The organism is Paenibacillus cookii (assembly GCF_018333375.1).
Taxonomy (GTDB): Bacteria; Bacillota; Bacilli; order Paenibacillales; family Paenibacillaceae; genus Paenibacillus_AQ; species Paenibacillus_AQ cookii.
The window spans coordinates 121,322-133,928 of record NZ_BORW01000012.1; the positions used below are offsets into that span (position 1 = coordinate 121,322).

The 12,607-nt window shown below is 54.4% G+C and carries 12 protein-coding genes; 10 read left to right on the top strand and 2 right to left on the bottom strand.

The genetic code is table 11. The features are described from left to right. Window positions 1–97 precede the first annotated feature (97 nt). Complete coding sequence (locus KI367_RS13600; protein WP_373316232.1) at window positions 98–298, top strand: YwbE family protein; 201 nt, start codon at window positions 98–100, stop codon at window positions 296–298. An 84-nt stretch (window positions 299–382) separates the two neighbouring features. Here KI367_RS13600 and KI367_RS13605 read toward each other — a convergent pair whose 3' ends face one another. Beyond that, window positions 383–1,297 carry a LysR family transcriptional regulator gene (locus KI367_RS13605; RefSeq protein WP_212950250.1) on the bottom strand — a complete coding sequence of 305 codons (915 nt, stop codon included), beginning with the start codon at window positions 1,295–1,297 and terminating at the stop codon, window positions 383–385. A gap of 128 nt (window positions 1,298–1,425) precedes the next feature. On the opposite strand from KI367_RS13605, the gene KI367_RS13610 reads away from it, so the two are divergent. From KI367_RS13610 to KI367_RS13630, 5 genes are all read left to right on the top strand, one after another. Then, on the top strand, window positions 1,426–2,910 hold the full coding sequence (locus KI367_RS13610) for a UbiD family decarboxylase (protein WP_246536900.1): 1,485 nt from the start codon (window positions 1,426–1,428) through the stop codon (window positions 2,908–2,910). Next, window positions 2,907–3,518 (top strand): flavin prenyltransferase UbiX, encoded by a 612-nt coding sequence (locus KI367_RS13615; protein WP_036709164.1) that lies wholly within the window; start codon window positions 2,907–2,909, stop codon window positions 3,516–3,518. The genes KI367_RS13610 and KI367_RS13615 overlap by 4 nt, the downstream gene beginning before the upstream one ends. A gap of 85 nt (window positions 3,519–3,603) precedes the next feature. Beyond that, entirely contained in the window at window positions 3,604–4,011 is a 408-nt protein-coding gene (locus KI367_RS13620) for an exosporium protein C (RefSeq protein ID WP_212950252.1), read from the top strand. A gap of 249 nt (window positions 4,012–4,260) precedes the next feature. Next, on the top strand, window positions 4,261–4,650 hold the full coding sequence (locus KI367_RS13625) for a YmaF family protein (RefSeq protein WP_212950254.1): 390 nt from the start codon (window positions 4,261–4,263) through the stop codon (window positions 4,648–4,650). A gap of 287 nt (window positions 4,651–4,937) precedes the next feature. Then, a complete protein-coding gene (locus tag KI367_RS13630) occupies window positions 4,938–5,690 on the top strand; it encodes an SDR family NAD(P)-dependent oxidoreductase (RefSeq protein WP_036709168.1) in 753 nt (250 codons plus the stop codon). A gap of 106 nt (window positions 5,691–5,796) precedes the next feature. Here the strand turns inward: KI367_RS13630 and KI367_RS13635 are convergent, their stop codons facing one another. After that, window positions 5,797–6,402 (bottom strand): TetR/AcrR family transcriptional regulator, encoded by a 606-nt coding sequence (locus KI367_RS13635; RefSeq protein WP_036709171.1) that lies wholly within the window; start codon window positions 6,400–6,402, stop codon window positions 5,797–5,799. A gap of 282 nt (window positions 6,403–6,684) precedes the next feature. Between KI367_RS13635 and KI367_RS13640 the strand changes: the two genes are divergently transcribed. The 4 genes from KI367_RS13640 (at window position 6,685) to KI367_RS13655 (ending at window position 12,445) form a co-directional block, all read left to right on the top strand. Beyond that, entirely contained in the window at window positions 6,685–10,008 is a 3,324-nt protein-coding gene (locus KI367_RS13640; protein WP_212950256.1) for a family 10 glycosylhydrolase, read from the top strand. Between the two features lie 338 nt (window positions 10,009–10,346). Continuing rightward, window positions 10,347–11,300 (top strand): ring-cleaving dioxygenase, encoded by a 954-nt coding sequence (locus tag KI367_RS13645; protein WP_212950257.1) that lies wholly within the window; start codon window positions 10,347–10,349, stop codon window positions 11,298–11,300. Next, window positions 11,300–11,911, top strand: a complete 612-nt coding sequence (locus tag KI367_RS13650) for a flavin reductase family protein (RefSeq protein WP_212950286.1) — start codon at window positions 11,300–11,302, stop codon at window positions 11,909–11,911. The genes KI367_RS13645 and KI367_RS13650 overlap by 1 nt, the downstream gene beginning before the upstream one ends. 108 nt (window positions 11,912–12,019) lie before the next feature. Beyond that, entirely contained in the window at window positions 12,020–12,445 is a 426-nt protein-coding gene (locus KI367_RS13655; RefSeq protein WP_212950259.1) for a VOC family protein, read from the top strand. Window positions 12,446–12,607: the final 162 nt, after the last annotated feature.

Sequence of the window (12,607 nt, forward strand, 5' to 3'; positions counted from 1 at the left end):
TCTATTGTACCCGAAATGAACAACCGAGTGCATTGTGCTATGATGGGAGGTAATACTACGCAGGTTGATATGAGACAGAGAGGGCAGTGATATAAACGTGGAACCGCATATGATCCGGGCGAACATCAAACCGGGGATGGCCGTGGAAGTCGTCAAAAAAGAGGACCAGCGCACGGGCAAACGCACGCAGGGCGTCGTCCAAAGGCTGCTGACGAATTCCCCCAACCATCCCAGAGGGATCAAAGTAAAGCTCACCGACGGAACGGTGGGGCGCGTGCAGAATATTTTGGAGTCTTAAGACCCTGGCCAAAAAAGCAACTTAAAGAAAGACCTTTCGCAGCTTCATGCGGAAGGTCTTTTTGGATGCGCCTGATTTGGATATCTAGCGGTTGAAACGGCTGCTCGCGATGGATTCAATGAGCAATTGCTTGAAATTTCGGGCCGCCTTAGAGAGATATGGATCCTTCAAAGTAATGATGGCGGTATCGGATGCGATCAGCGGAGCGATTTCGGCGTAAGGAACCGGCTCCCGCCGGAGCAGCAAAGCCGATCGGGGAACGACCGCGATGCCGATGCCGGATTCGGCGAGAAGCATCAGTGTGGACACGTCCGGGCTCTCGCAAACGATATTCGGTTCGGTCCCTTCGATTTTGCAAGCATCCGTAAACCGGTGGTACACGCCGTAGTCTCCTTGCCCCCGCAGGATCAGCAGGGGATGGCGGCATAACTCCGCCAAAGACACGTTGCTTCCCTGGAACGGTTCCCAGCCGCTCGGCGGTACGGCCACTAACGGTTCCGTCTGCAAACGGTGAATCGCTACGTCAGGGGTTTGGGCGGCCAACTCGGATTGCAGCGGAAGCCGCACGAGGCCGAGTTCAATGGTCTTGTTCTGCAGCAGCTCCTCTACCCGGTAAGAATCGTCTTCCCACAGCTGAAAGGAAACCAGCGGATAGGCCTCCTGAAACCGCTTAATGACGGAAGGCAAGTAAGGAACGCAGGACATGACCGTGCCTATGGAAAGCTTGCCCCTCATCCCTTTATGTTGTTCCTGGATTTCCGTGACCATGCCGTCAATCGAATGCAGCACCTCTTTCGCGCGTTTGTACAACGTCCACCCGGTCGGGGTGATTTCGAACTTTTTGTTCCCGCGGTCGATCAGGGTCACGCCCAATTCTTCCTCTAAGGATCGAAGCTGGAGGCTGAGCGGGGGCTGCGCGATATGCAGCCGCTGCGCGGCACGGGTAATTTGTCCTTCTTCGACGATGGTCACGAAATATAACAGTTTTTTTAAATCCATGCCGTTTCCTCTTCTAACAATATATTTTTTATATGTTAACCAACATTAATATATATTTTACATATAAAAAGTGGCGGGTGTAAACTTTTCATGCAGATTATTTTAGAGTACGCAGGAGGTTTAAGCCGATGGAAGCCATCAAGAAATCTTATATGAGTTTTCGGGAATATATCGATGCATTGAAACGGTTTGGAGATGTGTTCACGGTCGACCAGGAAGTGGATTGGAATTTGGAAATGGGGGCCATGATCCGGTATGCCTATGAATTGCCGGCCCCCGCGCCGCTATTTTGCAACATCAAGGACAATGCTTCCGGGTTTCGGGTGCTGGGAGCGCCGGTAGGGCTGAGCCCGGGTAAACGTCATCCATTTTTGCGAATCGCGCTTTCGCTCGGACTTCCGGCGGAAACGGGAATGACGGAGCTGGTCGAAGCATGGTCCTGCCTTCCTGAAGTGACGCCGGTGCCTCCGCAGGAAGTGGAGGATGCGGCTTGCAAGGAAAATAAGCTTTTCGGGGACGACATCGATTTGACGAGTCTTCCGGTTCCGTACCTGCATGTAGGCGACGGCGGCCGTTACATTAACACATACGGCATCTTGATCGTACGCAGCCCGGACGGTTCCTGGGTCAACTGGTCGATCACCAGGGTCATGCTGCACGGCAAACGGACGATGGCCGGCGTCATCGTGCCCTCCCAGCATATCGGCAAGATATACGGGCAATGGAAGGCGCTGGGGCAGCAGATGCCTTATGCCCTTTGCCTCGGGGTGGACCCGGGAATCGCGATGATTGCGGGATATCCACTGCCTGACGATACCAATGAGGCCGAAATGTTAGGCGGATGGTACGGTAAGCCGCTTGACGTCGTCCGCTGCGAAAGCCATGACCTGACGGTTCCGGCGAACAGCGAAATCGTGATCGAAGGTTTTGTGTCTTTGGATGAAACGGTCCCCGAAGGCCCTATGGGGGAATATGCAGGATATACCTGGGTGGGGCACCAAAAGGAAGTTCCGTGTTTCCATGTGACGGCGATGACGCACCGTCATGATCCGATCATGCCGGTCGTGGCCGCGGGCATGCCTCCGGAAGAGAACCACACGAATTGGGGCGTTGCGATCGCCGCAAGCATTCAACATGAACTGCGACGACATCGATTGCCTGTTCGGCGCTGTTTTATTCCCTTTGAGTCTGCCGTCCATTGGCTTGTCGTAACGGTAGACTCCGCCGCGCAATACGCCGATCGGCACGAACTGGCCCGAAGCATCGGCGAAGCGGTGTTTGCCTGCCGCGGAGGGTCGTACATTCCGAAGGTAATCGTCGTGGGCGACGATATCGATCCAAGCAGGATCGAACAGGTGGTATGGGCCTTGGCCACCCGCAGCCATCCGGACAAAGCCATTGTTTTTCCGGATCAGCCTGTATTGCCGCTTGTGGCTTACCTGGATCAGAGCGAGAAGAAGAAAGCCGCAACGACGAAGATCGTATATAACTGCCTGTCTTCGGATGAGTGGCCTGCGGGCTATGCACCGCTTCAAGCCTCGTTTTCGGGTTATCCGGAAAAAATGCAAAGACGCGTCCGGGACATATTTGAAAAGGCCGGGAACGTAAAATGAAAATCATTGTGGGAATGTCCGGGGCGACGGGGGCCATTTTCGGGATCCGATTGCTTCAAACGTTAAGAGAGGCCGGCGTTGAAACGCACGCGGTCATTTCGCCCTGGGCGGCGGCAAACATTCAGTATGAAACCTCCTATACGTCCAAAGAAGTGGAAAAGCTTGCGGATGCGGTCTACGGATACAAGGATTTGGGAGCGGCCATTTCCAGCGGCTCGTTCCAGGTGGATGGAATGATCGTGGCGCCGTGCAGCATGAAGACATTGGCTTCGATCCGAATGGGCTTAAGCGACAATTTGCTGACCCGGGCGGCGGACGTCATCTTGAAGGAGCGGAAAAAGCTGATCCTCCTGGTGCGCGAAACGCCGCTGAACGATATCCATCTCGAACATATGCTGGCGTTATCCCGAATGGGAACGACGATTATGCCGCCCGTCCCGGCGTTTTATAATCATCCGGCCACCATGGACGATATGATCACGCACATTGTGGTCCGAACGGTGGATCAGCTGGGGATGCATCTGTCGACGGATAAGCGATGGCAGGGAATGAAGCGGGGGAGCCAGACCGCAGAGCAGGGAAAGCGGGAGGATTCTATCAAAAAATGATATAAATGCATCGGTTGTCTTGTCCATACCAACTCTATCACTCCGACATAGAATGAACTATCTTTCGAAAGGAGTTGATAGAGCAATGACTCAGCAACTGATCGCTTATAACGCAAGCGTGCCGACGCCGGTGACCGACGGTGTTTCCATTCCGATCCCGATCACTCCGGCAGGCGTGGGGATTGCGCATTTCCAATTAACGGTTCCAGGCGTTCCGAATTTCGTGGATCTGAAAGCCGTGGTCGGCATCCGCGGAGATACGGGGACGGGAAGCGTATTGTTACGTATCTTCCGGGGTACGAATGTCATCTACTATGCTCGGCAAGGCTTCGAGGCCGGATTTGAGAGATATTACCTCATTCCCGTCCAATTCACCGATGCCAACGTAGCGCCAGGCGTTCATGATTATACGCTTTCGATTGAAAACCTGACGCCCGGCACGAGCGCAACGGTCATCGGACCGATCGCGTTCAGCGGATTCATTACGACGTAATCCGTCAACGTAAAGACCCTATCCACCAAGGGATTGTTCCCTCAGCAAAGCTGCGGGGGGACGGTCCTTTTTCTTTTTTCTGAAAGATGCCGGGCTGGAAAATTCCCTTTGGAAAAGATGGAATGCCGGAACAAGCCATCGACATATATTGAGGTATTCAGCTTTATTATGCGGGCAATCTCCGGCGCTTGCGGAAGCGGAGGCTGTCCCATCTGCTGTCATGCCAATTTTAAGGTGGAGGGTGGTTTCATGGAGGTTCCGATCACGGGGTTTATGGTTCACTCGGATGACGGCTCAGGGCATTCGCACAGTCTTTTTATTACGTCCTGGGACGGGAGGCCGGTCCGAATGCATGTGCATCCGTTTGCGGGGGAGACGTCCGTCGACGTCGGGCACTATCACCGCTATGCGGGGAAAACGGACCCGGCTCCAAGCGGCGTGCAGCATGTCCATAACTATTACGTGGAAACGACGGTGGACGATCAGCATGCGCACGTGATCAGAGGAACGACGGGACCCGCGGTTCCGCTGCCGGGAGGAGGACATTACCATCTTTTCGAAGGATATACGACCGTAAACGGGAGAATTCCGCACGCGCACCGGTATCAGGGAAAAACGGGGAATGAAGCGGCATATTGAAACAAGGAATCGATCAAATTGAGCGGCCGGCGAAATGCCGGCTTTTTTCGTGCGCCTGCCTAATCGACATTTTCCTTCGACATGTATTACTTTCATCGCATTTGCGACATTCCTTTGCGAAGTGTCCATAAAGCGTCAGAAACAAAGAAACTGTCGGTTGCCATTTTATTTGGAGCTACTATAATGGAACTGCGACATAATGTCGATAAAGCGACTTATTGTCAATGAAATGTTCATTAAGATTTTTTTGAATTGTTGCTTTTATTCTGATAAGGAGGCAAAAACATATGGGGCGTTTGGACGAAAAAGTAGCGATTATTACGGGGGCCGCTTCCGGGCAAGGCGCCGTGGAAGCCAAACTGTTTGCCAAAGAAGGGGCAAAGGTGGCAGCGACGGATATCAACGAGGAGGCGCTTCAGGCGGTCGTCGCCGAAATTAAAGCGGCGGGAGGCGAGGCGATCGCCGTCAAACATAACGTCGTTAGCGAGGAAGATTGGAAAAACGTCATCGACAAAACGGTCGAAGCTTTTGGAAAGGTGGACGTTCTGGTGAACAACGCGGGCGTGGCGCCGGCAACGCCGCTGCTGGATACGACGCTTGACCAATGGAAAAAGGTGATGGACATCAACGCGACCAGCGTATTCCTCGGAACGCAAATGGTGGTGCCGGAAATGCGCAAAGCGGGCGGCGGCTCGATCATCAACATTTCTTCCATGGCGGGCATCGTGGGTACGGGAGCGGCCAATGCTTATCCGGCATCCAAAGGCGCGGTCCGTCTCTTTACGAAGGCGTCCGCGGTCGAGTTTTCGAGAGAAAACATCCGCGTGAACTCCGTGCATCCCGGCGTCATCGAAACGGCCATGACCAAGGATATTTTGGCAAACGATCATTACAGCGCGCCGCTGAAAGCCGCAACCCTTCTCCCTCGTTGGGGGCAGGCGGAGGATGTGGCGTACGGCGTATTATTCCTGGCGTCGGACGAGTCTTCCTTCGTAACGGGTTCCGAGCTTGTCATTGATGGCGGATATACGGCGCATTAATTGATTTGAGGCAATTCCCCAATTCATAAAAAGGCGGTCCTTATTCCCAATGGGAGTAAGAATCGCCTTTTGTGCGTCGTGAGGATCTCCAAGGAGCCTGCACAGGTTATTTGACGAACGGGTCTTCGATGTACGGGCCGCGGGTGCCGATCCGCATGAGCTGCGTTGCCATGAACTTCGGGGTGTAAGGCATGTCCTTTTCAAGCCACCACGTGATGACCCCCAAAAAGGCGGCGGCAAAATACCTTACGGCAATATCCCGGTTTACGGCCAGCTTTTCGTCATCGGGCTGCAAATTTTTCATCCCTTTGGCCACAAAATCGATCATGAGCTCCATCATGCGCGAAGTGAAATGCGACATGTTTTTTTCGGTCAAAAACACTTTATACAAACGGCTGTTGAACGATATTTGCTCAAACAGATGGATGAACGTATCGTGGGGTTGGCCGCTCATAAAATCAAAGGACTCCGTTTCCGCTAAAGACGCGTTCATGCTTTCAACCAGGTCATGCAAAATTTCCTCGCAGCTTTGGCTCAGCAGGTCGAGTTTGTCGCGGTAATGCAGGTAAAACGTGGCGCGGTTCAAGCCTGCGCGTTTCGTGATGTCCTGAACGGTAATTTTTTCGTATCCTTCTTCATGAATCAGTTCGACAAGCGCGTCCCTTAACATTTGGCGTGTTCTGGCTACGCGCGGATCCAGCTTTTTCGACATGTCCTACCTCCATGGCACGGCTTCATTTTATTTAACAACACTAATCAACATCATGTCAATAAAACGTCAAATTCACTCGAATTGTTGTTTCTTGAAATGGATTTCCTCGACATATTTCTTTGAAAAAAACATCAAATTTCAAAATCATTTTTTGTAGTAAAATTTTATAATGCACTATATAATTAAAACATATTTTCAAATAGATCGGGGGTGGATCGCCGAAAAGGATTCGGGCGCTTGTCATTCGCTGGAAAACTTCATTTATGGGAGGAGAAAGCAAGGATGAACCACCAGGGATCATGGTTTGGCAGAACGTTTCGCGGGATGCTTGCCGCAAGTTTAATTGTAAGCGCATTCATAACCTCTGTTCCCGCATCCGTGCACGGGGAAGCAGACAACGGGGAAACAGCCGGGCATCAGGTCAGTGAAAACAACGTTGCCGCGGGAAACATCGCGGAAGAAGGCCTAGCCGTGGACAGGGCTGCCTCTGTAAACGCCGTCGATGAACATAGCACGGGAGAACAGGGCATGAAGGAACATACGGGCGATACCCGAAACACGGAGGCCGCGCGCCTCGAAATTTCACCGGGTCCGATGACGATTGAGACGAATGCGTCTGTTGCCTTGGTTGCGAAAGGATACGGAGCGGACGGAACCGGGACGGACATCCCGCAGTCTGAGGTGGCTTGGAGCATCAAAACGGACAGCGTACCCGGCATCGGCACCCTCGACGGCTCGACGCTCAAGGCGGGGAATCAGCCGGCGCATGGCGTCGTCGAAGCGGTGTACAACGGCCTCGCCGCAGAGGTGGAAGTGAACGTCGTGGCGCCTGCGCAGGCGACGGCAGAGACCGGATGGTCCCAAGTGTTTGAAGATTTCGAACAGATCGATGACGTCCGGGTCACTTCCGTAAGGGCGAACTCGGCCGCGCTGGACCAGGTGCAGCGTCCGTTTCCCGTACGGTACGGCCTTTCGGCAGGACGGCTGGAATACGATTTTACGAACAACGAAGGCACTTCCGCGGCTTACATACGATTCAAAAATCCCGACGGAAAAGACGGCCGCGATATTCCGGGCAAACCGAAAAAAATCGGATTTTGGGTGTACGGCGAAGATAAGAAACATTGGATTCGCGGCCAGGTGCAGGACAGTCTGGGAAAACAGTTTACGCTTGACTTTACGCTCAGCAGCGAAGTGTTGAACGGCTGGCGTTACGTCGCGGCTAACATCCCGTCCGAAAGTTATCCGGTCAAGCTCAACTATATTTATCCGGTGGAGACCGGCACCAAAAGCGCGGGAACGCTCTATGTGGACCAAATCAGCGTCGTGTATGAAAACACGGATGTTTTTGCCGTGGAATGGTCGGGAGTCAAACCGCTGAAAGCCGGGGATTCGGCGTCGGCCGGCATCCTGGTCACCCGTAAAGGCGACGCCGCCCCGCAGCCGGCCGAAAGCGGCAGCGTGACGTTCGCAAGCAGCGACGAATCGGTGGCAACGATTGACGCAAACGGAACGATCCGTGCGCTGGCGCCAGGGGAAACCACTCTGACGGCCACGTACCTGAATCAATACAACGCCGTATATCGGCTCACCGTATCTTCGGATCCCGTCGTGCCGGACCGGTTGTTTATTGAAGGACCGCTTTCGCTCGTGCTGACGGAGACGGCGGATCTGAAGGCATTTGCCGTGTACGGCGGGGGAGAGCCGGTCGATGTGTCGGCGGCAGCAAGGTTCGAGGTCGAGCCCGGCAGCAGCATCGCCGAAATCACCGGGCGCCAGATTCATGCTTTGCAGGTGGGTGAAACCGAGGTGAGCGCCAAATACGAAGGACACGAAGCCAGCTACAGGGTTCAGGTGAAAGCAGGGGAGCTGAAAAGCATCGAAATCGCAAACGTATTTTCCGTGACGATCGGAGAAGAAGCGCCTGCAGCCAAAGTGTACGGGGATTACAAGGTTGAAGGCAAAAAGGAAATTACGGAAGGGATCACGTTCGGCAGCACGAACGAAAGCGTGGCGGCGATCGATCCGGTGACCGGCCAAATCACGGCCAAGGCGCCGGGAACGACCACGATTACGGCCGAAGTCGGCGGCAAAAAAGCCCAGCAGCTGCTGATCGTCACGAATCCGGCCGCCCATCCGAAGCGCGAGCTGCGCGGCGCGTGGATTTCCACGGTAGAGAACATCGACTGGCCGACCAAAAACGTGTTTGATCCCGCGCAGCAGAGACGGGATTTCGTGAAGCTGCTCGACGAGTTGAAGCAAACGGGAATCAACGCGGTTTTCGTGCAGGTCCGCCCGACAAGCGATTCCTTCTTCCCGTCCGAATACTTCCCATGGTCGCATTGGCTGACGGGGGAGCAAGGCAAAGCGCCAAGCGACGGGTATGACCCGCTCAAGTTCATGATCGAAGAAGCGCATAAACGGAATCTCGAATTCCACGCGTGGATCAACCCGTACCGGATCAGCATGCACGACAACCCCGATCTGCTCGCGGCCAACCATCCGGCGCGGCTCCATCCGGACTGGGTCGTGAAAAACGGCGGCAAAATGTACTTTAATCCCGCCGTTCCGGAAGCGCAGGAATACATCATTGCCGGAGTCCGGGAAATCGTCGATCAATACGACGTCGACGGCATCCATATGGATGATTATTTTTATCCGTATCCGGGCAGCGAGCCTTTTGACGACAGCAAGCAGTTTAGCGACTACAAAAACGGCGGAGGCACCCTGTCTTTGGCCGACTGGCGCAGGGACAACGTCAACCGCATTGTCGAAGGGCTGCACACGGCCATTAAAAGCGCAAAGGGTTACGTCAAATTCGGCATCAGCCCGTTCGGCATCTGGCGCAATAAAGGCACGGACCCGACCGGATCCGACACGAACGGCCTGCAAAATTACGACGACTTGTATGCGGATACGAGAACATGGATGAAGAACGGCTGGGTGGATTACCTGGCGCCGCAAATTTATTGGCATTTCGGAAATCCGGCGGCTGCTTACGAAAAGCTGATCGATTGGTGGACCAAAGAAATCAACGGGGAAAACGACAATTCCGGCAAACATCCCGTACAGTTATATATCGGCCAGGCGGCATACCGGGTCGGCGAAAGCAACTGGACGAATCCCGATCAGCTGCCGACGCAGCTAAGATACAATAACGATCAAGGCGGAGACGTTTCGGGCAATATCATGTTCAGCACGTCCCATTTGCTCGCCAATCCGCTGGGAGTGAGGGACGCCGTCGCGGCGATGTATTCCCGTCCCGCGCTGATCCCCGCCATGCCGTGGCTGCCGGACGAAACGCCGGTCGCGCCGAAGCTGCTCAATGTAAAAGGCAAAAAAGGGGCGATTGAAGTCGACTGGAAGGACAACGGGAAACAAAAACCTGCTTATTACGCGATATACCGCGTCACCGGCAAAGGTTCCATCGATCCAAACGATACTTCGCAGCTGATCGCCACCGTGCGCAGAGTCGATGGGGTGAAGCAAACGTTTACGGATCTCAGCGCCGTTCCGGGCCAGGAGTATACTTATGCCGTCACGGCGGTAACCCGATTGCACAATGAAAGCGAGCTGAGCAATACGCGTACGGGTCATGTAAAGTAAACCGTAGCCGAGTCAAAGCGGATTCGCCTTCAGGCGGATGAAACGGCACCCGGGTACCCGCGAATGTGCCCGCGGCTGGAAGGCCGCCGGAATGAAGCACCCGGAAACGCGGCTGGAGCGAAAGCTCCGGCCGTTTTTTCTTCTTAATTAAAGTTTAATTAAAGTCGGGAGGGATTTTGCGCCACCGTCGTTTGGATCTAGGGTCCGTTTTACGTATTGACAACTAATTCAATTTATAATATCTTTAATTCAAGATAAATAACTTGGATTCACGAGTTTAACAGGACATACTCGATCTCATATCTTAATATTAAGAAAATTGGATTTTAGAGAGGACGATGAACATGAAAACCGCAGGCATTCACCACATTACCGCGTTTGTAAGGGATCCGCAGAAAACGGTCGATTTTTATGCAGGCGTATTGGGGCTGCGTTTGGTCAAGCAAACCGTCAATTTCGATGCGCCGGAGGTGTATCACTTGTATTTGGGGGATGAGCAAGGTACCCCGGGGACGATCATCACGTTTTTCCCGTGGCCCCGTTCCCGTCAAGGACGCGTCGGCGGCGGGCAGGTTGGCGTCACGACGTTTGCCGTTCCTGCCGGAGCGCTTGCTTTTTGGGAAGAGAGATTGGCGGCTTACGGCATTTCGTATGAGAAAACGGCGAGATTTTCGGAGACGTACCTCGCTTTCCGGGACGGGGACGGTTTGCAGCTGGAAATCGTGGAGCGGGAGGCCGGTCCTTTGAGCACGTGGAGCTTTGGCGGCATTCCTGCCGAGCGGGCGATTAAAGGTTTCGGCGGCGCGGTTTTGTACAGCCTGGAACCTGGACGGACGTCCCACCTGCTGCAGCAGGTGATGGGCCTGGACAGAGTCGGGCAGGATGGGGCATACATCCGGTTCCGGTCGTTCGGGGAGCTCGGCAATGCCGTCGACGTCCTTGCCCATCCGGTCGAGCGCGGAACGGGAGGCGCCGGCACGGTGCATCATATCGCCTGGCGCGCGAAAGACGACCGGGAGCACGCCCAATGGAGGGAACATGTGCTGGAGCACGGCTTCCAAACGACGGCGATCGTCGACCGGCAATATTTCAACGCCCTCTATTTCCGCGAGGAAGGCGGCATCCAGTTCGAAATTGCGACCGATCCGCCGGGATTTGCGCGGGACGAAGAACCGGACCGTTTGGGCGAAAAACTGATGCTGCCGGCATGGTTTGAGCCGCGGCGGGAAGAAATCGAAGCCAAGCTGACGCCGTTTGAAGTCCGCGAGATACCGGGGGTGGGACGCCGATGATGGTGTCCATCGATCCGCTTAGCCAAAGCGAACGCGACAATTACAAGCTGCTGACCGGCAGCATCATTCCCAGACCCGTGGCCTGGGTGACGACGCTTGCCGGCAACGGCAAGGTCAATGCGGCGCCGTTCAGTTACTTCAACATCGTGACGGCCGATCCGCCTATGATATCCGTGTCGGTTCAGCGAAAGCAAGGCATCCCGAAAGATACGGCAAGCCATGCGATTCGCGAAGGCGAGTTTGTCGTGCATATCGGGGACGAATTGTCGGTAGCGAAGCTCAACGTTACCGCGGCAAGCCTGCCGCCGAACGAAAGCGAGCTGGAGCTTGCCGGACTGACGGCGGTTCCGAGCGAAAGCGTAGGCGTCCCGGGCATTGCCGAAGCGAAAATACGCATGGAGTGCGTGCTGGAACGGGCCATACCGCTGGGAGGGACGCCGGATTCCCCGGCTGCGGATCTGCTGATCGGGCGCGTCGTCCGCTTTCATGTCGATGACGTCGTGCTGGATCGCGGCCGGATCCTGGCGGACGTATTAAGGCCTGTCAGCCGTTTGGCCGGCAACGATTATGCGAAGCTGGGAGAGACGTTTTCTTTGGAACGGCCGAAGTAATTTTTTGCGAATGCTTGTCTGTTCGCCTTATCTTCGCGGAAAAAGCGGGATATAATGAGGAAGGTAACTCATGTTAAAAACGAATCATGATAAGGGAGGACAAGGAATATGAGCTTAAAAGTCGCGCCGTATATCGTATTGGACGGACAATGCGCCGAAGCGGTATCATTTTATGAAAAGGTGCTGGGCGCCAACAACTTGGGCGTTCAACGTTTTGGCGATCAGCCGGATCTCGGCCATCCGGTGCCCGAGGAAGCGAAGGACCGCGTCCTGCATGCCGCGCTTGAATTCGACGGTCAGATGCTGCTGTTCTCCGACACGTTTCCAGGGAACCCTTACAAGCAGGGGGACCAATTGACCATCGCTTTGATGACGAAGGATTTAGAGCGCCTGCAATCGATTTATAGCGGACTTTCCGACGGCGGACAAGTTCTCATGGAGCTGCAGGAAACGTTCTGGAGCCCGTCCTACGGCATGGTCCGCGATAAATTCGGCATTACCTGGCAGCTTAGCGGGGAAGGTTCCGAAGGATAAAAAAAGCATGTGCAATGGGCTGGCGCAGCCGGTCCTTTTTGTTTAGGCTTTAGCCAGTTGAGCTCGCGAAGCGTGCGAAACAAAAAACCACCCGCTATGCGGGTGGAGGGAACGAGGGTTTGACCAACAAGACCATCCCGATAAAATTGAGATGTTCAGGCT

Bases quoted from the DNA above. Each gene is read 5' to 3' on its own strand.
- KI367_RS13650 (WP_212950286.1), top strand. From the start codon at position 11,300: ATGGTGTCCATCGATCCGCTTAGCCAAAGCGAACGCGACAATTACAAG.
- KI367_RS13625 (WP_212950254.1), top strand. From the start codon at position 4,261: ATGGAGGTTCCGATCACGGGGTTTATGGTTCACTCGGATGACGGCTCA.
- KI367_RS13605 (WP_212950250.1), bottom strand. From the start codon at position 1,297: ATGGATTTAAAAAAACTGTTATATTTCGTGACCATCGTCGAAGAAGGA.
- KI367_RS13630 (WP_036709168.1), top strand. From the start codon at position 4,938: ATGGGGCGTTTGGACGAAAAAGTAGCGATTATTACGGGGGCCGCTTCC.
- KI367_RS13645 (WP_212950257.1), top strand. From the start codon at position 10,347: ATGAACATGAAAACCGCAGGCATTCACCACATTACCGCGTTTGTAAGG.
- KI367_RS13620 (WP_212950252.1), top strand. From the start codon at position 3,604: ATGACTCAGCAACTGATCGCTTATAACGCAAGCGTGCCGACGCCGGTG.
- KI367_RS13615 (WP_036709164.1), top strand. From the start codon at position 2,907: ATGAAAATCATTGTGGGAATGTCCGGGGCGACGGGGGCCATTTTCGGG.
- KI367_RS13640 (WP_212950256.1), top strand. From the start codon at position 6,685: ATGAACCACCAGGGATCATGGTTTGGCAGAACGTTTCGCGGGATGCTT.
- KI367_RS13635 (WP_036709171.1), bottom strand. From the start codon at position 6,402: ATGTCGAAAAAGCTGGATCCGCGCGTAGCCAGAACACGCCAAATGTTA.
- KI367_RS13610 (WP_246536900.1), top strand. From the start codon at position 1,426: ATGGAAGCCATCAAGAAATCTTATATGAGTTTTCGGGAATATATCGAT.
- KI367_RS13655 (WP_212950259.1), top strand. From the start codon at position 12,020: ATGAGCTTAAAAGTCGCGCCGTATATCGTATTGGACGGACAATGCGCC.